This window comes from Aureimonas sp. Leaf427, assembly GCF_001425485.1.
GTDB lineage: Bacteria > Pseudomonadota > Alphaproteobacteria > Rhizobiales > Rhizobiaceae > Plantimonas.
Genome location: NZ_LMQW01000048.1, coordinates 102,371 through 122,002 on the forward strand (window position 1 = coordinate 102,371; position 19,632 = coordinate 122,002).

Consider the following 19,632-nt stretch of genomic DNA (forward strand, 5'->3'; position numbering starts at 1 on the left):
GGGATTCCATGAAGGACATCATGGGGATGATGAAGCAGGCAAAGGCCATGCAGGAGAAGATGCAGAGCCTTCAGGACGAGATCGCCGGCATTTCGGCGACCGGCGAGGCCGGCGGCGGCCTCGTCTCCGTCACGCTGAACGGCAAGTCCGACCTCACAGCGCTCTCCATCGATCCCTCGCTGGTGAAGCCGGAGGAAAAGGACATTCTGGAGGACCTCCTCGTCGCCGCCCATGCCGACGCCAAGCGGCGCCTGGAAGCCACGATCGCGGAGAAGACCGAATCGCTCACTGCCGGCCTCCAGCTTCCCGGCGGCATGAAGTTCCCCTTCTAAGCCTTCGCCGAAGCGCGATCGGCCAAGCGATGCCGCCTGCCGATCGCGCCCGGCTCGACGACGAATCGAAATGACGACACGATGGCCAAATCCATTGCCGGCCCCGAGATCGAGCGGCTGATCCAGCTTCTCGCCAAGCTTCCGGGGCTCGGCCCCCGCTCGGCGCGGCGCGCGACGCTGCATCTCGTCAAGCGCCGCGAGCAGCTCCTCGCCCCGCTCGCCGGCGCCATGGCCGAGGCGCTGGAGCGCGTCGTCGTCTGCTCCAATTGCGGCAACATCGACACGCGCGACCCCTGCACGATCTGCTGCGATCCCGCGCGCGACCAGACGCTCGTCGTGGTGGTGGAGGACGTGTCGGACCTCTGGGCGCTGGAGCGCGCCAAGGCGCTGTCCGCCTCCTACCACGTCCTCGGCGGCGTGCTCTCACCGTTGGAAGGCGTCGGCCCGGAGGATCTGACCATCCGCCGCCTCGTCGAGCGCGTCGCCTCCGGCGAGGTCCGCGAGGTCATCGTCGCCGTCAATGCCACGGTGGAGGGCCAGACCACGGCCCATTACATTATCGACCAGCTCGCCGGCTTCGACGTGAAGATCACGCGCCTCGCCCACGGCGTTCCGGTCGGCGGCGAGCTCGACTATCTCGACGAGGGTACGCTCTCGGCGGCGATGCGCGCTCGGACGAGCTTCTGACGCGCAAGCGATTTCGAAAGCCGGCGGCGCTCTGGTAGAATGCTCGCACAGCCGAAGGAGCGGACGAAATGCAGGTCAAGGTCGCAAGCCCCTGGGACGGTCTGGTCGAGACGCTGATCGAAAGCGGCCGCTACGCCTCCGCCGACGAGGCCGTCGAAGACGGGCTTCGCCTGCTGCAGGAGCGGGAGAGCAAGCTCGACTGGCTTCGTGCGAAGATCGGGCGCTCGCTGGCCGCGGGCGGCGAGACGTCGGATGCAGATGTCGAACAGGCCTTGGATGCGGCAACGGAGCGGCTGAGCGCGACGGGCTCCTGAGATTGCGCCGCCTTCTCTACACGAAGGAAGCGCAGGCCGACCTCGTTTCGATCCTGACGCATGTCGCGAGAACGTCCGGCAGCGTGGAAACGGGACGAAGAGTGGTCGACCGGATCAGGACGAAGTGCCGGAAATTCGCCTCTCTGCCCGGTATGATGGGCAGGACGAGACCAGAGATTCGCCCGGATCTTCGCTCCGTCGCCATCGGCCGCTACGTCGTCTTCATGCGGTATCATGATCGCGAGCGCCTCGAGATCGTCGCGATCGTCGAGGGGCATCGGGACATCGACGCCTATTTCCATCCCCAACAGTGAGGTTTCCATGCAGCGAGGCTTGAGAACGGCCATCGTCCTCGTCGGTGCGATCATCTTCGCGGGCCCCGCCTTCGCCCAATCCTCCGTCGAGACCGGCTTTCGCAAGTTCCTCGAAGCCGACATCTGGCCGGCCGCCAAGGCGAACGGTGTGCCGCGCGCCGTGTTCGAGGAGGCCTTTCGGGGCGTGAAGCCCAATCTCGACCTGCCCGATCTCCAGAGACCCGGCGAGACCGCGAAGGTGGAGGAGGTGAACCGGCAGGCCGAGTTCCAGAGCCCCGCCGCCTATTTCGACGAGAAGAAGCTCGCCGGCCTCGCCGCCAAGGGGCGCGGGCTTCTGAAGACCCATGCGACGCTTCTGGCGCGGATCGAGGCGGAGACCGGCGTGCCCGGGCCGATCGTCGTCGCGATCTGGGGCCGCGAATCCGGCTTCGGCGCCGCGAAGATTCCTTACAACGCCTTCGAGGTTCTCGGCACCAAGGCCTATCTCTCCCGCCGCAAGGAGATGTTCCGCACCGAACTTTTGGCCGCGCTCGACATCGTGGCGGACGGGCATCTCAAGGTCTCCGAGATGCGCTCCTCCTGGGCCGGCGCGCTCGGCCAGCCGCAGTTCATGCCGACGAAGTTCAAGGCGCTCGCGGTGGACGAGGACGGCGACGGCCGCCGCGACATCTGGGGCTCGGTCCCCGACACGCTCGCCTCCATCGGCCGCTATCTCGAGTCCTACGGCTGGGCCAAGGGGCGCGGCTGGGGTTTCGAGGCCGATGTTCCCGCCGCCGTCTCCTGCGCCGGCGAGGGGCCGGACAAGGGGCGCCCGATCCAGGCCTTCGCCGCCGAGGGCGTCACCCGCATCTCCGGCAAGCCCTTCCCGCCGCGCGAGATGAAGGCGACGGGCCATCTCCTCATGCCGGCCGGCCGCTCCGGTCCGGCCTTTGTCGCAACGCCGAACTTCTACGTCCTGAAAAGCTACAACAATTCCGATCTCTACGCCCTCTTCATCGGCCATGTCGCCGACCGCATGGCCGGCGCCGGCGCCTTGAAAGCCGGCTGGGGCAAGCCGACCGGCCTCTCGCGCGGCGATGTCGCCCGCCTTCAGGAAAAGCTCCAGGCGGCGGGCTACGATGTCGGCGGCGCCGACGGCCTGCCCGGCTTCAAGACCCGCCGCTCCATCGGCGCCTACGAGACGAAGGCCGGCCTGCCCGCGACCTGCTGGCCCTCGAAGGCGCTGGCCGCGCGAATGAAATGAGACGGCCCACCGGGCCCGACCGCGAACCCCTCCGCCGCCCTCACCCTCAGCCCGTCGAAGGACGAGGGCGCTTGCCCCAAGCGCCGTGCGCCATGAGTTGAGACCCCTGCGCCTCGGTCGATCGGCCGGATGCAGCCGAAAATGGCTCGGGCGCGGCAGGAGACCTGCCGCGCCCGAGTTGGAAGCCTATCGGGTGATCCGACTGCTCAGGAACTCGCGATCTTGCCGCCGCCGGCTTTGGTGATGGCGACGACCGAGGGACGGACGGGCATGTCGGGCTTGAAGTCCGGCCAGCGCGTCGAGAGGTCTTCGTAGTAGGACGGGCGGCCGAAGCCTTCCCAATCCTCGCCGCCGTCGCCGGGATGCTGGACCGCGACGAAGAAGGTCGCCATGTCCGGCAGCATCAGCGGGCCGCACATTTCCGCACCCACGGGCACGCGGAAGAAGAGCTTGGACGTGGCGCGCGCGGCGCCCTCCGTGTCCACCGCGAAGAGGCCGTCCGTGCGGCCCGTCGCCTTCGGCGAATTGCCGTCGGTGGAGACCCAGAGCCGCCCGTCCGTGTCGACCGCGCAATTGTCGGGCATGCCGAACCAGCCGTTCTTCGTCGTCTCGGTCGAGAAGGAGGCGCCGACCTCGGCGACGGACGGGTCGCCGCACTTCAGGAGCACCTCCCAGCGGCCTGTCGTCGCCGCGAAGTCGCCATCGGCCTCCGCGATCTCGATGATGTGGCCGAAGGCGTTCTTGGCGCGGGGATTGGCGGCGTCCGTCTCCTTGCGCTTGGAATTGTTCGTCAGCATCACGTAGACGCGCCCGTTCACGCCGTTCGGCGCGATGTCCTCCGGCCGGTCCATCTTCGTCGCGCCGAGCAAGTCGGCGGCGCGGCGCGTCTCGATCAGAACGTCGGCCTGCGAGGCGAAGCCGTTTGCCGCCGTCAACTCGCCCTGGCCATGCGTCAGCGGCATCCAGGCGATCGTGCCGTCCTCGGAGAACTTGGCGACATAGAGCGTGCCCTCGTCGAGAAGGTCGAGATTGGCGGCGCGATCGTTCGGATCGAACGTGCCCGCGGTCACGAACTTGTAGACATAGTCGAAGCGCTCGTCGTCGCCGAGATAGAAGACGACATGGCCGTCCTTGGAGACGATCGAATCCGCGCCCTCGTGCTTGAAGCGGCCGAGCGCGGTGCGCTTCTTCGGGATGGAATTGGGATCCTCGACGTCGACCTCGACGATCCAGCCGAAGCGGTTCGGCTCGTTCGGCTCCTTGGCGAGATCGAAGCGGTCGTGGAATTGGCCCCAGGCATAGGTGCCTTCCGGAATGCCGAGGCGCTTGTAGTTCTCGGCCTCCTTGTGGCCCTCCGGCAGCGTGCCCATGAAGTAGCCGTGGATGTTCTCCTCGGCCATGACATAGGTGCCCCAGGGCGTGACGCCGCCGGCGCAGTTGTTGATCGTGCCGAAGACCTTGCGGCCGGACGGGTCGGCGACGGTCTGGAGGCGGGCATCGCCGGCCGCCGGGCCTGACAGCTGCATCTCGGTGGTGGAGGTGATGCGGCGGTTCTTGGCGCCGTCGCGCACGACCGCCCATTTCCCGCCCTCCTTGCGGATCTCGACGACGGTGCCGCCATGCGCGGCCATCTCGATATCGACGCGGGCCTTGTCGGCCGGCGCGATCTCGAGCGCCTTGACCATCTTGGCCGGGTCCTTCTCATCGGGCTTGTCGACGACCGAGACGATGCCGGGGAACATCAGGTGCTCGTTCGTGTACTCGTGGTTTACCACGAGAAGCCCGTGCTCGGAGGAGCCGTCGATCGGGATGTAGCCGACATAGTCGTTGTTGTAGCCGAACTGGCGGGCCTGCGACTCCGCGCTCTGCCGCGTCGGATCGAAAGCCGGCGAATCGGGGAAGAGCGCGTCGCCCCAGCGAAGCAGAACATCGGCGTCGTAGCCCGCGGCCACGTGGTGGTTCGCGTCGATCCCGGCTTCGACCTCGGTGAAGGTGAAGCGCGAGGCGTCGGACGCCGTGCCGGCCGTCTCGGCGCGGGCATCGCCGGCGGTCGCGAGGGCAAGGGGGCTGACGGTCGCGGCGATCGCCGCGGTCGCCAGCGATCCGCGCAGGAAGTCGCGGCGCGAGAAGCGCGAGGCGATGATCTCGCCCATGGTCGGATTGGCGGTTTCGTTGTGCCCGTCGCCCTCGTTCTCTTCCAGGAGAGAGGTGCGGAACGCGGCGCGCGTCATGTCGTGGTCGGTCATGATCCGGAACCCTTCTTCGGGGACGAGCCCCTCTTTGAAACGGTTCCAGACTGCTAGACGCGGCACATAACAGAGGCATGACGCTCGTCGCCGGCCCCGAGCGCCGGCGACGGAGAGGGGAAGGTCACTCGCCGTTGAGGCAGAGAACCGGATGGATCGCGGACTGAACGCCCTCGGTCGTGTCGGCGACGCTCTTGTCCGCGCCACGCTCGGCAGCCTTGATGAAGGCGATGTCGTTGTCGTCGAGGAAGCGAATGGCCGCGTCCGGGCGGATCGCGAAATTGATCGACTGCGGGATGTCGCCGGTCGCATCGGCGATGGCGACGGCGTTCAGCTTGGCCGTGACGATGCCGACGACGCGGCCGGAGAGATCGACGAGCGGGCCGCCGGAATTGCCGGGCTGGACGGGCGCCGAAATCTGCAGATAGCGCTTGTCGTTGCCGAGGCCGAGCAGCGAGGAGACGTTGCCGCGCGTGACGTTCAGGCTGTCCGCGAGGATCGAGCGCAGCGGGTAGCCGAGCGCCAGGATATCCTCGCCGAGGCGCGGAACGCCGGCCGCGATCGGCAGCGGCGCGCCGAGATCGGCATCGACATGCACGAGGGCAAGATCGTTCTCTTCGTCGATCAGAACCTTGTCGGCCTTGCCCGCCGTGCCGACGAGAACCGAGCGGCAGGACTTCGCGACATGCGCATTGGTCAGGAGCCAGCCATCCTTCGAGACGACGAAGCCGCTGCCCGACGAGTCGATGCCGCTGCTCTCGGAATCGGCATCCGGCGCGATCCCGGCATGAAGCAGAGACACGTTCGGCACCGTCTCCGCGCGACGCGCAACGTTGGACTCGCCGGATTCGCGACCGACCAGACGGAGTTCGGAGCCGGGGGCGACCGGTTCGAAGAGGTTCATCGCGACGGTCACGAACGGGCGCATCGCCGATTCGACCGAACGGTCGTAGGACACGACATAGCCGCGCACGTCGCCGTCCGTGCCGCCGAAGCGCATGGAATAGGGCCGGCCGTTCTCCGTGCCGGACACCGAGAACCCGTCGGTCGAAAGAACGGCGCTTTCGACCGTGCGCGTTGCCGCAGGCGAGCCGAGAACGTCGAACAGCCCGTCGATCGACTGGCCGTCGCCGGTCATGCGAACGGCCTCGATTTCGATCGTGCCGTTCTCCGAGCGCCAGACACGGCCGACATCGGTCGGGCCCGCATCGGCGACGAGCGCCGTCGGCAAGGCAACGCGCGTTCCGGTCGCGGCCTCGTCGTACATCTTGAAACCGGTCTGGTGTTCCGCACGGTCGCTGACATCGATCAGGCGGCGCAGCATCGCCTCGTCGATGATGCCGGTCGCGGACATGCCGTGGCGAGCCTGGAAGTCGCGGATGGCGCGAAGGCTGGCCGCGTCGATCTCGCTGCTGAAGGGCCCGACATAATCGCCGGTCCAGGCAAGGCGCATCTGCAGGCCGAGGCGAAACGAAGGTTCGGTCTCTTGCTGATAGGCGGTCGAGAGCGACGCTACGTCAGTGCCGAAGGTCGCGCCGACGGCAGGCGTCGCGACGAGCAAGCAACCAACGAACAGGGCCTGGAACTGGCGACGCATGCCGCTCTCCGAAAGGCAAGACCTCAGATGTCGTTCAAACGTGACATCGACCGTTTTCGATCCATTCCAACGTAACGATTTGTCAATGGATCGTCTTCATCTTCCCACACCTCCTTGCACGAGATCGGATGGGCGAGTGAGCACTTCTCCATCTAAAGGCCCACCAGTTGTCCCTGCGGCGCCAGCGGTATCGCGTCCTCCGCCGGCCCGAGTTCGACCTCCGCGATTCGCTCGCCGCGTCGGATCAGCTTCTCCGTCGAAATCAGGATTTGGTCGATGTCCCGCCCGGTCTGGCCGAAATGGGTCTTCAGGGCGGCGACGCGTGCGTCGAGGCGCCCGACATCTTCCATCAGAAGCCGCACCTCCGATTGGATGCGCCCAGCCTCCTGGCGCATCCGGGCGTCCTTCAGGATCGACTGCACCACCTGGATCGAGAGCATGAGGAGAGCCGGCGAGACGATGACGACGCGAAGCCGCTGCGCCTTCTGGACGATGTCGGCGAAATGCTCGTGGAGCTCGGCAAAGATCGATTCCGAGGGCACGAAGAGAAAGGCCGTGTCCTGCGTCTCGCCGGGCAGGAGATAGCGTTCCGCGATGGCGCGCGCATGGACGTCCATGTCCCGCCGCAGCCGCGCGGCGGCGAGCTGCCGGTCCGCATCGGCTTCGGAGTCGCGAAAGGCCGACCAGGCCTCCAGCGGAAACTTCGCGTCGATCACGAGGGCCGGCCCCCGGTTCGGCATATGGACGAGACAGTCCGGCCGCCGCCCGTTGGAGAGCGTCGCCTGAAAGGTGAAGGCGCCGGGCGGCAGGGCATCCGCGACGATCGCCTCCATCCGCCCCTGTCCGAAGGCGCCGCGCGCCTGCTTGTTGGACAGGATATCCTGAAGCCGCACGACCTCGCCCGCCAGGTCGCTGATCCGCCCCTGCGCCCGGTCGATCACCGCGAGCCGTTCGGACAGGGCGGAAAGGCTCGCCTTGGTCTCGCGCGTCGTCTCCAGAATGGACTGGCCGACGCGCGAGGACATGCCGTCGAGCCGCTCCGCAACCGTCCGCGTCAGGTCCGCCTGCCGTGTGCCGAGGATTTCGGCCATGGTCTGCATGCGCCCGGTGATCTCGGCCTGGGACTGGAGCACCGCGTCGAGACGGTCGGCCGTCTCGGCCGCCGCCTGCCGCGCCGCGCTCCGCCCGCGCAGCGCGCCGACCAGTGCCAGGATAAGAAGGACGGCGAGCGCGGACGCCAGAGCCGGGCCGATGCCGACCGTTCCGCCGGGGAGCGGAATCGACCGGTCGAGAAAGGCGGTGAGCGAGCCGAGATCCATGGGTCGGGAGGCTAGAGGAGAACGCAGGTCAAATCCAGATCAAAAGAAGAACAAAATGAGCGGAGGCGGCGGATGCGCGGGCCCTGGGGCTCTCGAAACGGCCTGCGATTGACCGCCGCGCCGCCAGCCATTACCTGACGGGAATGACGATCAAGCCGCTCATCATCCTGCCCGATCCGCTCCTGCGCCAGGTCTCGCGCCCCGTCGAGACGGTGGATGCCGCCGTCAAGCGGCTGGCGGACGACATGCTGGAGACGATGTACGACGCGCCCGGCATCGGGCTCGCGGCGATCCAGATCGGCGAGCCGTTGCGAATGCTGACCATCGACCTCGCCGGCGAGGACGAGGAGAAGGCGCCGCAGGTCTTTCTCAATCCGGAAATCGTGGCGACCTCCGAGACCCTGTCGGTCTACGAGGAAGGCTGCCTGTCGATCCCAGACTATTATGCCGAGGTCGAGCGGCCGGGCACGGTGACGGTGCGCTATCTCGGGCTCGACGGCGCGATGCACGAGAGCGAGGCGACGGGCCTTCTCGCCACCTGCCTCCAGCACGAGATCGACCACCTGAACGGCGTTCTCTTCATCGACCATATTTCCAAGCTGAAGCGCGACATGGTCGTGAAGAAGTTCACCAAGCTGGCGCGCAAGGCGACGGCCTGAAAGGCCCGATATGCGCATCGTCTTCATGGGAACGCCCGCCTATAGCGTCCCGACGCTGAAGGCTCTCGTCGAAGCCGGTCACGAGATCGCCTGCGTCTACGCCCAGCCCCCCCGCGCCGCCGGCCGTCGTGGGTTGAAGGCGGTTCCCTCGTCCGTCCAAGCCGAGGCGGAGACGCTCGGCCTTCCCGTCCGCACCCCTCTTTCGCTGAAGGGCGAGGCGGAGATCGAGGCCCTGCGGGACCTTCGGGCCGATGTCGCGGTCGTCGTCGCCTATGGGCTGCTCCTGCCGCAGGCGGCGCTGGATGCGCCGCGTCTCGGCTGCCTCAACGGACATGCTTCCCTCCTGCCGCGCTGGCGCGGCGCCGCGCCGATCCAGCGCGCGATCGAGGCCGGCGACGCCGAGACCGGCGTGATGGTCATGGCGATGGAGGCAGGCCTCGACACGGGGCCGGTCGCTCTGACGAAGACGGTCGCGATAGGCGGCGCGGAAACCTCCGGCGAGCTGCACGACCGCCTCTCGCTCCTGACGGCAGACGCCATGGTCGAGGCGGTCGCCGCGCTCGGCGCGGGCTCGATCGCCTACGAGGCGCAGGAGGCCATCGCCGCCCGGACCGGGCGCGAGACAATCTACGCCCGCAAGATCGACAAGGCCGAGGCGGGGATCGACTTTTCCGGCGAGGGCGCGTCGGTCGCCTGCCGGATCAACGCCTTCTCGCCCTTTCCCGGCGCCTGGACGCTGATCGATCTCGGCCAGGGGCCGGAGCGCGTGAAGCTGCTGCGGGCCATGGCCGAGGCGGGTGCCGGCGAGCCCGGCACCGCGCTCGACGGGCGGCTTCTCGTCGCCTGCGGTTCGGGCGCCGTGCGGATTTTGGAGCTCCAACGGGCGGGCGGCAAGCCGATGCCGGCCGAGGCGCTCCTGCGCGGCGCGCCCGTCGCGGCGGGTTCGCGGCTCGGGCGCGGCTGATGCCGCGCTACAAGCTGACCGTCGAGTATGACGGCACGCGCTATGTCGGCTGGCAGCGGCAGGCGAACGGCCATGCCGTGCAGGAGGCGATCGAGACCGCGTTCCAAGCCTTCGTCGGCGAGCCCATTACGATCTTCGGCGCCGGGCGCACCGATGCGGGCGTCCACGCGACGGGGCAGGTCGCCCATGTCGATCTGCCGAAACCCTATCGCACCGATACGATCCGCGACGCGCTGAACGCCTACCTGCGCGAGGAGGCCGTGACGATCCTGGCGGCCGAGCCCGTGGCCGATACATTCGATGCCCGCTTCTCCGCCCGCAAGCGCCACTATCTCTACCGCATCTTCAACCGCCGCCCCCCGCCGGCGCTGCTCCAGGGCCAAGTCTGGTGGGTCAGCAAGGCCCTCGACATCCAAGCGATGGACAAGGCGGCCAAGCGCCTTCTCGGGACGCATGATTTCAACACGTTCCGCTCGGCCCATTGCCAGGCGAAGAACCCGGTCCGCACGCTCGACCGGCTCGACGTGATGAAGGGCCCCGGGGACGAGGTGCATATCCATGCGAGCGCGCAGTCCTTCCTGCACAACCAGATCCGCTCCTTCGCGGGGTCGCTGAAGATGATCGGCGAGCACCGCTGGACGGAAGAGGACCTCGTCTCGGCGCTGGAATCGCTCGACCGCAAACGCTGCGGGCCCGTTGCGCCGCCGGACGGGCTTTACCTCACGCGAGTCGACTACGACTGACGGGTCGTCGCGGCGCTATCGGGCATCTGGGATATCAGTGTCCGTGATTTGGCATGGGTGCCCTGCAGGATTGCGGGGAGTCCGGCCCGGCCGGATGCAGTAACCTGAAGCCTCCTGCCGATCGGTGCGCTCGGGCGCGCCTTGCAGATCCCGACATTTCCTTCGACAGTCCAGGAGCCCGTCATGGACGAAGCCTCGATCGTCGCGTCGTCCAGCGCGCGTCTCGCCCCGGCCGGCGTGCCGCCCCTCTCGCGGCGGGCCGCGGGCCTCACCGAGTTCGCCCTCGCCATCGGCGGTTTCGCCATCGGCACCGGCGAGTTCGCGATCATGGGCCTCCTGCCGGACGTGGCGGAGGGGCTCGGCGTCTCGACGCCGGAGGCCGGCCATGTGATTTCCGCCTATGCGCTCGGCGTCGTCGTCGGCGCGCCGGTCATCGCGCTCGCGGCGGCCAAGATGGCCAAGCGCCAGCTTCTGCTCATTCTGATGGCGATCTTCGCGCTCGGCAATCTCGCCAGCACCTTCGCGCCGAGCTATGGCAGCTTCGTTGTCTTCCGCTTCCTGTCCGGCCTGCCGCACGGCGCCTATTTCGGCGTCGCGGCGCTGGTCGCGGCCTCCATGGCGGCGCCGAACAAGCGCACCCAGGCGGTCGGCCGCGTCATGCTGGGCCTGACCGTCGCGACGCTGATCGGAACGCCCTTCGCCACATGGCTCGGCCAGCTCGCCGGCTGGCGCTCGCTCTTCGCCACCGTCGGCGCCATCGCCGCGCTGACCGTTCTTCTCGTCGCGATCTTCGTGCCGCAGGACAGGGTGAGGGACGGGGCGGGCGCCATGCGCGAGCTCGGCGCCTTCGCGCGCTCGCAGGTCTGGTTCACGCTCGGCATCGGCGCCGTCGGCTTCGGCGGCATGTTCGCGGTGTTCAGCTACATCGCCTCGACGGCGGTCGCGGTCGCCGGCCTTTCGGAGTCCAGCGTGCCCCTCATCATGGTCGCCTTCGGCGCCGGCATGGTGCTCGGCAATATCGCGGGCGCCTGGCTCGCCGACCGTTCGCTGATGGGCACGATCGGCGGCATGCTCGTCTTCAACGTCGTGGTGCTGACCGTCTTCGCCCTTTTCGCCTCGAGCCCGGTCGTCCTCTTCCTCTGCGTCTTCCTCATCGGCTGCGGCGTCGCCGTGGGGCCGGCTCTGCAGACCCGGCTGATGGATGTCGCCGGGGACGCGCAGACGCTGGCCGCCGCGCTCAACCACTCCGCCTTCAACGTCGCCAATGCGCTCGGCGCCTGGCTCGGCGGCGCGGCCATCGCGGCGGGCTACGGCTTTGCCTCCACGGGCTGGGTCGGCGCGGTTCTCGGCCTCGGCGGTCTCGGCATCTTCGCGCTCTCGGCCTCCGCCGAGCGCGCCCGGCCGGCCGCGGCCCTGCGCGAGGCCGACGCCTGCGCTTGAGCGTCTTCTCTAGAGAAGAGGAACGCCGGTGAGGTCCATGACCGCGCCGTAGGAGACGAGCGTCGAGACGATCATCAGCACGACCACGCCGGCCGCGATCGAGAGGTCGCGGCCGATCGCCGTGGAGGCGAGGCGGGCGGTGAGGATGATCGTGGCGATCGTCGCGGCCAGCCCCAGCATGGCACTCGCATCGTTGTTTCCGATCAGGAAGATCAGGATGTAGTAGGGCGTCAGCGCCCAGGCGAGAAGCGCGCCGCCCCAGTTCGTCGCCACCACCAGCGGCACGATCTTACGCCTCAGCCCGAGCGGCTTGGCCAGCAGCATCAGCACCACGACCGGCAGGACCCAGGCGACGACGTCGGCCAGCGCATGGGCCAGATAGACCGTGAGCGGCCCGGCGGAACTGGCCATGCCCGATTGCTGCTCGGCCGTCTCGAACTCGATCCAGGACAAGGCGACCGGGGGCGCGGCGACGAGGATCGCGGTGAACGAGGTCCAGAACCCGTCCGCCGAGAGATCCAGCCGCTTCAACCCCTCCGCCCGCCCCGCCATGAGAAGGGCGGCGCCCCGGAAATAGCCGAGCACTTCGGAAAGGTCGGGAACGCTGTCAGGCGTTTGCGGCGAACCAGCGGGAGATGAAGGCGTCATAGATGTCCGTCAGTGTCTCGAGATCGGAAACGGCGACCCGTTCATTGGACATATGCATGGTGCGCCCGACAAGGCCGAACTCGACCACGGGGCAATGATCCTTGATGAAACGGGCGTCCGACGTGCCGCCCGAGGTTGAAAGGTCCGGCCGGCGCCCGGTGACGGCCTCCACGGCTTCGCGCAGCGAGGCGATGAGCGGCTCGTCGCGCGTCAGGAACGCCTCGGCCGGCCGCTCGCGCCATTCGATCTCGTAGACGATCGGCTCGCTGCGCCCCGGCCGCCGGCTCGTGTCGCCAAGCGCGCCGTCGAGCCGGCGGCGCAATTCGGCGCCCAGCGTCTCCGGCGTCCAGATGTCGTTGAAGCGGACGTTGAAGGCGGCGCTCGCGGCGCCCGGTATCACGTTCACCGAGGGGCGCTCGCCCGTGTCGAGCGCGGTGATCTCGAGGTTGGACGGCGGAAAGCGCTCGTTGCCGGCGTCGAGAGGCTCGGCCAGCAGCGCATCCATCAGCGTGATCAGCCCGCGCACGGGATTGTCGGCGAGATGGGGATAGGCGACGTGACCCTGCCGCCCCTTGACGGTGAGGCGCCCGGACAGCGACCCGCGCCGCCCGATCTTGATCATGTCGCCGAGCGCGTCGGGATTGGTCGGCTCGCCGACGAGGCAGGCGGAGAAGCGGTGGCCGCGCTCGGCGGCCCAGTCGAGCAGCTTCGTCGTGCCGTTGACGGCCGGGCCTTCCTCGTCGCCCGTGATCAATAGCGAGACCTGGCCCTTCGGCAGGCCCTCGCGCGCGATCTGCCGGGCGAGCGCTGCGAGGAAGCAGGCGATGCCGCCCTTCATGTCCACCGCGCCGCGCCCGTAGACCTCGCCCTCGACGATCGCGCCCGAGAAGGGCGGCTCGCGCCAGTCGCCTTCCGGCCCCGGCGGGACCACGTCCGTATGGCCGGCGAAGACGAGATGCGGGCCGGTTGTCCCCAGCTTGGCGAAAAGATTTTCCACGTCCGGCGTGCCCGGATCGGAAAAGACGGGGCGCTCGACGGCAAAGCCGAGGGGCTTCAGGAAATTCTCCAATGCGCTCAAGGCGCCGCCTTCCTCGGGCGTGACCGACGGGCATCGAATCAAGGATTGCAGAAGGGCGGTCGGATCGGTCTGAAGCTTGTGCATGGCTTGTCGTATCCGATCGGAACGGCCGGTTCCAAGCACCAACATGTTGCCAAAAGGTTTCATGCCGGAACAGAATGTGTAAAGACGAAGGCGCGACGCCGTCTTCGCCTTCCGGCTGCCTTCTTTGCCGCCGAACGACGTTCGCATCGTTGAAACGGCCAAGGAGAACGGCATGCGACAGGCAACGGGACAGGGGCGGACATCGCGCCCCGAACGACAGGCCGGTGTTTTCGCCGTCGCCTGCGCCGTGGTCCCCCTCGCACTGTCCGGCTGCAACTCCACCGCATCCAAGCCCGCCCTGACCGACAAGCCCGCCGCGGGCTCCTACGGCTATGCGCCCGTCCGCGTGATGGCCTTCGCCGACGGCACCCGCGTCGCGATGCCGACGACCAAGCCCTCCGTCGCCGCGCTGGCCGATGCGAAAAGCGCTGTCGAAGCGACGAACGCGGTCGTTCCCGCCGCGCCGGCCGACGATGCGGCCAAGGCCGAGGCGCTGAAGGCCGACGTCGCCGATCGCAAGGCCGAGCAGGCCTCGCTCGCCATCGCCGATCTCTCCGCCGCCAAGCAGTCCTTCAAGCCGGGCGCGGAGCCCGCGGCAGGCGCCCCGGTCCAGACCGCCGCGGTCCAGCCTTCGGCCACGGCGCCCGGGTCCTCGCCCGTTGCGTCGAATGTCGAGCAGGCCACCAAGGGCGGTCGCCCGCACACGACGATGGAGACGGTCGCCGAGATCGCCGCCGTTCCGGTCAAGGGCGCGCGCGCCGTTGCCGGCGGTGCGAAACAGGCTGTCGCCTCCACGATCGAGACGGTCGGCGACGGCGCGGAAGCGGCCAAGGACGTGACGGTCGCCGCGATCGACACGACGGTCGACACCGCCCGCCGCGTTCGCCAGCGCATCGGCGACACGTTCAAAGGCACCGACACGATCACCGGATCGTCCTCCATCGATCAGCTGATCGAGAAGGCCGCGGCCGAGAACAACATTCCGAGCGATCTCGCCTATGCGGTCGTGCGGGTGGAAAGCCACTACAATCCGACCGCGATCGGCGGCGGCGCCTACGGCCTCTCGCAGATCAAGCCGGCGACGGCGCGCGGCCTCGGCTTCGCCGGCCCCGCCAAGGGCCTCTTCGACCCCGAGACCAATCTTCGCTACGGCATGAAGTATCTCGCCGGCGCCTGGGAGCTCAGCGGCCACGACGTCTGCGGCACCGCGATGCGCTACAAGGGCGGGCATCGCACGACCAGCATGAGCAAGGCCGCGTCCGTCTACTGCTCCAACGTCAAGCGCCACATGGCCGCCATCGAGCGCCGCCGGGGCCCGGTGAACAAGGGCACGATCACCGCCGCCGCCGAGCGCCAGAAGACGGTCGCCGTCGCCTCTCGCGAGGCCCTTCCGGGCGTGCCGCTGCCGACCTCGCGCACCATCGTCTCGGCCGCTGCCTCCGATGCCGGCCGCCGCGTGGCCGCCGCAGCGCCCGTCGTCTCGACCAGCTCGGCCCTCGCCACCCCGTCCTTCGCCGCCCCCGTCAGCGACCGCGGCGGCCGCGTCACCCATGTGGCGCTGGACTGATCGGTCGGGTTTGCCGGCGTTCTTCTGAAAGGGCCGTCTGAACGGGCCGAGGGAGGCACCCCCCTCTGTCCCGCCGGACATCTCCCCGGCAAGGCCTCTGTCCTGCCGGACATCTCCCCCGCAAGGAGGGAGATCTGCAGCTTTGCCGAGGATCGAAACCTCGCAGCACGGCGGTCACCCGAGTCTCAGGCGGCGGGGACAAGCCGTAGCTTTGCCGGCAGCGATGAGCCTACCCACAGACGGCAGCGATAAGCCGAACTTCACACGGCAGCGACAGGCCGATCTCCCTCATTGCGGGGGAGATGCCCGCCTCTCGACAAAGGCTCGGGAGGGCACAGGGGGGCCTCGCACCCAACCCTCGATGACAGGCCGCGCAGGCGCCGGCCCGCCCCGTGAACGCCCGGCCTCGCGACCGAGCGCCCCCAATCCGCCTCAGCTCCGCAGCAGCTCGTTGATCGAGGTCTTCGAACGCGTGCGCTCGTCCACGCGCTTGACGATCACGGCGCAGTAGAGGCTCGGCCCCATCTCGCCGTTGCCCATCGGCTTGCCCGGCATGGCGCCGGCGACGACGACGGAATAGGGCGGCACCTCGCCATAGGTGACGGAGCCGGTCTCGCGGTCGACGATCTTGGTGGACTGGCCGATATAGACGCCCATGCCGAGTACGGCGCCCTGGCGCACGATGCAGCCTTCCACGACCTCCGAACGCGCGCCGATGAAGCAGTCGTCCTCGATGATGGTCGGGCCGGCCTGCATGGGCTCCAGCACGCCGCCGATGCCGACGCCGCCGGACAGATGCACGTTCCGCCCGATCTGCGCGCAGGAGCCGACCGTCGCCCAGCCGTCCACCATCGAGTTCTCGCCGACATAGGCGCCGAGATTGACGAAGGAGGGCATGAGCACGACGCCGCGCCCGATGAAGGCCGAGCGGCGCACGACCGAGCCCGGCACGGCGCGAAGGCCGGCCTCGCGGAAGCGGTTCTCGCCCCAGCCCTCGAACTTCGAGGGCACCTTGTCCCACCAGGTCGCGCCGCCCGGCCCGCCCTCGATGATCGCCATGTCGTTGAGGCGGAAGGAGAGAAGCACGGCCTTCTTCAGCCACTGATGCACGGTCCAGGCGCCGTCCTCGCCGCGCGTCGCGACGCGCGCCTCGCCGCGGTCGAGGAGATCGAGCGCGGTGTCGACGGCCTCGCGGACCTCGCCCTTGGTCGTCGCGGAAATGCCGTCGCGCGCCTCGAAGGCAGCCTCGATCGTGCGTTCAAGGTCGGCATGGGCAGCGGCGGTCATCGAGCGTCCTTTTGGTTTCCAAGCGTCGGGCCGTGTCTTAGAGCATCGTGCGGTCGCGGCAAAGAGAACCGGTCCCATTCGCGCCCCGATGGTTCTAGAAGGAAGCCGGGCAGGCCGAGCGCGAGGGAGGGAATTCGAGATGACCGACGAGACCGGACCGGACGCCGAAGCCGCGACCTGGGATCCGTTTCCCAGCTCCGGCGAGGACCGCACGCTCGCCAAGGTCAAGCCGGACACGCCGCAGACGCGCTCGCCGACCTTCCGCCTCGCCTATGACGACGCCGAATTCCTGACGAGCGAGGCCATGCGCGGCGTGCGCCTGCAACTTGAACTGATGAAGCCGGAAATGGCGCTGACCGAGGCGGGCATCCTTTCAACGGTCGTCCTCTTCGGCGGCGCGCGTATTCCAGCCCCCGGCGCGGCCGCCTGGGCCGCGCGCAACGAGGGCCAGAGGCAGCGGCTGGAGGCCAATTCGCGCTATTACGAGGAGGCCCGGCGCTTCGCGCAGATGTGCTCGAAGCATTCGGCCAACACCTATGGCGGCAAGGAGTTCGTGGTGGTCACGGGCGGGGGCCCGGGCGTCATGGAGGCCGGCAATCGCGGCGCCGCCGATGTCGGCGCGGTTTCGATCGCGCTGAACATCACCCTGCCGCACGAGCAGGCGCCGAACGCCTACGCGACGCCGGAACTCTGCTTCAACTTCCACTATTTCGCCGTGCGCAAGATGCACTTCCTCCTGCGCGCCAAGGCCATGGCGATCTTCCCCGGCGGCTTCGGCACGCTGGACGAGCTCTTCGAGGCGCTGACGCTGATCCAGACCGGCCGCATGGCGAAGATGCCCGTCATCCTCTTCGGCTCCGACTTCTGGGCCCGCGTCCTTCATCTCGATACCCTCGCCGAAGAGGGCATGATCGCGCCGGACGACGTCGCCCTCATCACCTTCGCCGACACGGCCGAGGACGGCTGGGCCGCGATCCGCAGCTTCTACGGGTTCTGAGCGGTCGGAACGGGGACGTTCGCGCGACGTTTGAAGGGGCAGAGACCGCCTCCAGCGAAGGACGCAACGCCATGACCGACACCGACTCCGACATGATGCGCCGCCAGCAGAACCTCGACACGCCGCAGAAGATCGTCCCCGACGAGACCCGGGCGAGCAAGGACTGGACGGACAGCGACGCCGCCAGCGCCCATGCCCGCGAAGAGGCCCAGGCCGGAACCGCGACCTATGCGCGGGAGCAGCAGGACGCGATCTTCGAGGAGAACAAGGTCTTCGAGGAGCCCCGCGAGGCCGATGTCGAAATCTCGCACGCCGACCCCGACACCGAAGGCTCCCTCGTCCAGCGCGGCCGCTCGCAGCTGAAGCGCTGACGAGCGCCCCGGTTAGACGTTGGAAATGCGCGTCAGGAAGGTCGCGAGATCGTCGGTGATGAAGTCGATATGCTCGCCCTCCCGGCCCTCGTGCTCCCAGACGTCGCCGAGAAGCTCCTCGAGCGCGGGCGGAACGACGAGGATGGTGCGCATGCCGAGGCGCTTGGGCACGATGAGATTGCGCGCGAGGTCCTCGAACATGGCTGCGCGCGCCGGCTCGATGCCGTGGCGGCCGACGAAGAGGTCGTAGGTCGCGGCAGCCGGCTTGGGGTTGAGGCCGGCGGCGACGATGTCGAAAATATCCTCGAAATGGTCGAGAATGCCGAGCGCCCGCGCCGTCCGCTCGGCATGGCCCCGGTCGCCGTTGGTGAAGATGAACTTGCGGCCGGGCAGGGCCTTGATCACCTCGCCGAGCGCGGGGTCCGCGACGAGCCCGGAATAGTCGATGTCGTGCACGTATTGGAGGAAGGCGTCGGGATCGATGTCGTGGACGGTCATCAGGCCGCGCAGCGTCGTGCCGTAGTCGCGGTAGAAGCCCTTCTGCACGAGGCGCGCCTCGTCCCTCGACAGCTTCAGGAGGTCGGCGACGAACTCGGTCATGCGCACGTCGATCTGCGCGAAGAGATCGGTGCGGCGGGGATAGAGCGTGTTGTCGAGGTCGAAGACCCAGTCGCGCACATGGGCGAAGTCGGCGGGCACCGCCTCGGCGGTCTGGCGGATCAGGGTCTCGGAGCTCATGAAGGGGAAGCCTTTGGCTGAGGGCGGCGCGGCTTGCCCGTCCAGGGTGCGCGGCGCATAGAGCGGGCATGTCAGCAGCGTTCCAGGTGCCGCCTTGCCTCTTTGGATTCCCCTTACCATCGCCGCGGCCTTCCTGCAAAACGCGCGCTCGGCGCTGCAGAAACGCCTGAACGGCAGCCTGAAGCCGAGCGGGGCGACCTTCGCTCGCTTCGGCTTCGGATTTCCCGTGGTCCTGCTCTATGCCGTGGGGCTGCACGAGATCGGCGGCCTCGCTTGGCCGGAGACCTCGCCGCGCTTCTTCGCGGCGGCGGCGGTCGGCGGGCTGGCGCAGATCGGCGGCACGTTCTGCCTCGTCCAGCTCTTCGCGCTGCGCAACTTCATGGTCGGCACCGCCTATTCCAAGACGGAGCCGGTGCAGGCCGCGCTCTTCGGCCTTCTCATCCTCGGCGAGACCGTCTCGGCCGCGGGCCTTGCCGCCATTCTCGTCGGCGTCTGCGGCGTCGTCCTCATCTCGCTGGGCGGGCGCACGGCGGCCACAGGCGGCTGGCGGGGCGCTCTGTTTTCCAAGGCGGCGGGGATCGGCATTCTGTCCGGCGCGCTCTTCGGCGCCTCGGCGGTCTGCTTCCGCCTCGCCTCCCTGTCGCTCGGCGAAGCCGAAGTCGCGATGCGCGCGGCCTTCGCGCTCTGCGTCGCCACCGCCTTTCAGACAATCGTCATGCTCGTCTGGTTCGCGGTGCGCGATCGGGCGGAGCTTGCCGCCATCCGCCGGGCCTGGGTGCCGGCCTTCCTCGTCGGGATCGTCGGCGTCGCCGGCTCGGTCGGCTGGTTCACGGCCATGACGCTCCAGAAGGTCGCCTATGTTCGCGCGCTCGGGCAGATCGAGCTGGTCTTCACGTTCCTGTCCTCGGTGCTCCTCTTCAAGGAGCGCATCCGGCCGATGGAGGCGGCCGGATGCCTTCTCATTCTGGGTGCGATCCTCGGTCTTCTCGCGGGCGCGGCCTGAA

General features: G+C 68.4%; 20 protein-coding genes. 13 read left to right on the forward strand and 7 right to left on the reverse strand.

Translation table 11 applies throughout. The features are described from left to right. Window positions 1-8: 8 nt before the first annotated feature. The 5 genes from ASG62_RS19950 (at window position 9) to ASG62_RS19970 (ending at window position 2,890) form a co-directional block, all read left to right on the forward strand. Entirely contained in the window at window positions 9-332 is a 324-nt protein-coding gene (locus ASG62_RS19950) for a YbaB/EbfC family nucleoid-associated protein (protein ID WP_056696617.1), read from the forward strand. Window positions 333-413: 81 nt separating this feature from the next. After that, entirely contained in the window at window positions 414-1,019 is a 606-nt protein-coding gene (recR, locus tag ASG62_RS19955) for a recombination mediator RecR (RefSeq protein ID WP_056696615.1), read from the forward strand. A gap of 68 nt (window positions 1,020-1,087) precedes the next feature. Then, entirely contained in the window at window positions 1,088-1,333 is a 246-nt protein-coding gene (locus ASG62_RS19960) for a type II toxin-antitoxin system ParD family antitoxin (protein WP_056696613.1), read from the forward strand. 2 nt (window positions 1,334-1,335) lie between these two features. Further along, window positions 1,336-1,647: a type II toxin-antitoxin system RelE/ParE family toxin gene (locus tag ASG62_RS19965; RefSeq protein WP_056696611.1), complete on the forward strand. Its 312-nt coding sequence runs from the start codon at window positions 1,336-1,338 to the stop codon at window positions 1,645-1,647. Window positions 1,648-1,654: 7 nt separating this feature from the next. Then, entirely contained in the window at window positions 1,655-2,890 is a 1,236-nt protein-coding gene (locus ASG62_RS19970; RefSeq protein ID WP_056696609.1) for a lytic murein transglycosylase, read from the forward strand. A 206-nt stretch (window positions 2,891-3,096) separates the two neighbouring features. Here the strand turns inward: ASG62_RS19970 and ASG62_RS19975 are convergent, their stop codons facing one another. From ASG62_RS19975 to ASG62_RS19985, 3 genes are all read right to left on the reverse strand, one after another. Next, a complete protein-coding gene (locus tag ASG62_RS19975; RefSeq protein WP_056696607.1) occupies window positions 3,097-5,136 on the reverse strand; it encodes a PhoX family protein in 2,040 nt (679 codons plus the stop codon). Between the two features lie 124 nt (window positions 5,137-5,260). Beyond that, on the reverse strand, window positions 5,261-6,733 hold the full coding sequence (locus tag ASG62_RS19980) for a serine protease (protein WP_056696606.1): 1,473 nt from the start codon (window positions 6,731-6,733) through the stop codon (window positions 5,261-5,263). 152 nt (window positions 6,734-6,885) lie between these two features. Continuing rightward, window positions 6,886-8,052, reverse strand: a complete 1,167-nt coding sequence (locus ASG62_RS19985) for a DNA recombination protein RmuC (RefSeq protein WP_056696604.1) — start codon at window positions 8,050-8,052, stop codon at window positions 6,886-6,888. A gap of 143 nt (window positions 8,053-8,195) precedes the next feature. On the opposite strand from ASG62_RS19985, the gene def reads away from it, so the two are divergent. The 4 genes from def (at window position 8,196) to ASG62_RS20005 (ending at window position 11,858) form a co-directional block, all read left to right on the forward strand. Further along, window positions 8,196-8,711, forward strand: a complete 516-nt coding sequence (gene def, locus ASG62_RS19990; protein ID WP_056696602.1) for a peptide deformylase — start codon at window positions 8,196-8,198, stop codon at window positions 8,709-8,711. A 10-nt stretch (window positions 8,712-8,721) separates the two neighbouring features. Continuing rightward, window positions 8,722-9,675 carry a methionyl-tRNA formyltransferase gene (fmt, locus tag ASG62_RS19995; RefSeq protein WP_056696600.1) on the forward strand — a complete coding sequence of 318 codons (954 nt, stop codon included), beginning with the start codon at window positions 8,722-8,724 and terminating at the stop codon, window positions 9,673-9,675. Further along, a complete protein-coding gene (truA, locus tag ASG62_RS20000) occupies window positions 9,675-10,418 on the forward strand; it encodes a tRNA pseudouridine(38-40) synthase TruA (protein ID WP_056696598.1) in 744 nt (247 codons plus the stop codon). The genes fmt and truA overlap by 1 nt, the downstream gene beginning before the upstream one ends. A 183-nt stretch (window positions 10,419-10,601) precedes the next feature. Then, a complete protein-coding gene (locus ASG62_RS20005) occupies window positions 10,602-11,858 on the forward strand; it encodes an MFS transporter (protein WP_056696596.1) in 1,257 nt (418 codons plus the stop codon). A gap of 9 nt (window positions 11,859-11,867) precedes the next feature. Here the strand turns inward: ASG62_RS20005 and ASG62_RS20010 are convergent, their stop codons facing one another. Together ASG62_RS20010 and dapE are read right to left on the reverse strand one after the other, a co-directional pair. Continuing rightward, window positions 11,868-12,506 carry a hypothetical protein gene (locus ASG62_RS20010; RefSeq protein ID WP_056696593.1) on the reverse strand — a complete coding sequence of 213 codons (639 nt, stop codon included), beginning with the start codon at window positions 12,504-12,506 and terminating at the stop codon, window positions 11,868-11,870. Then, on the reverse strand, window positions 12,466-13,668 hold the full coding sequence (dapE, locus tag ASG62_RS20015; protein ID WP_056696591.1) for a succinyl-diaminopimelate desuccinylase: 1,203 nt from the start codon (window positions 13,666-13,668) through the stop codon (window positions 12,466-12,468). The genes ASG62_RS20010 and dapE overlap by 41 nt, the downstream gene beginning before the upstream one ends. Window positions 13,669-13,840: 172 nt before the next feature. Here dapE and ASG62_RS27710 point away from each other — a divergent pair, with 172 nt between their 5' ends. Next, window positions 13,841-15,235 (forward strand): lytic transglycosylase domain-containing protein, encoded by a 1,395-nt coding sequence (locus ASG62_RS27710; RefSeq protein WP_156382270.1) that lies wholly within the window; start codon window positions 13,841-13,843, stop codon window positions 15,233-15,235. 432 nt (window positions 15,236-15,667) lie between these two features. Here the strand turns inward: ASG62_RS27710 and dapD are convergent, their stop codons facing one another. Continuing rightward, entirely contained in the window at window positions 15,668-16,522 is an 855-nt protein-coding gene (dapD, locus tag ASG62_RS20025) for a 2,3,4,5-tetrahydropyridine-2,6-dicarboxylate N-succinyltransferase (protein WP_056696586.1), read from the reverse strand. 139 nt (window positions 16,523-16,661) lie between these two features. On the opposite strand from dapD, the gene ASG62_RS20030 reads away from it, so the two are divergent. Together ASG62_RS20030 and ASG62_RS20035 are read left to right on the forward strand one after the other, a co-directional pair. Further along, the gene (locus ASG62_RS20030; protein WP_056696584.1) at window positions 16,662-17,519 is read left to right on the forward strand and encodes an LOG family protein; all 858 of its coding nucleotides are present in this window, start codon (window positions 16,662-16,664) and stop codon (window positions 17,517-17,519) included. Between the two features lie 71 nt (window positions 17,520-17,590). Next, window positions 17,591-17,890, forward strand: coding sequence for a hypothetical protein (locus ASG62_RS20035; RefSeq protein WP_056696581.1), 300 nt, complete (start codon window positions 17,591-17,593; stop codon window positions 17,888-17,890). Window positions 17,891-17,902: 12 nt separating this feature from the next. On the opposite strand, the gene ASG62_RS20040 is transcribed toward ASG62_RS20035, so the two are convergent. Continuing rightward, complete coding sequence (locus tag ASG62_RS20040) at window positions 17,903-18,628, reverse strand: pyrimidine 5'-nucleotidase (protein ID WP_056696579.1); 726 nt, start codon at window positions 18,626-18,628, stop codon at window positions 17,903-17,905. Window positions 18,629-18,722: 94 nt separating this feature from the next. On the opposite strand from ASG62_RS20040, the gene ASG62_RS20045 reads away from it, so the two are divergent. Further along, window positions 18,723-19,631, forward strand: a complete 909-nt coding sequence (locus ASG62_RS20045) for a DMT family transporter (RefSeq protein WP_056696577.1) — start codon at window positions 18,723-18,725, stop codon at window positions 19,629-19,631. The last annotated feature ends 1 nt before the right edge of the window (window position 19,632 follow it).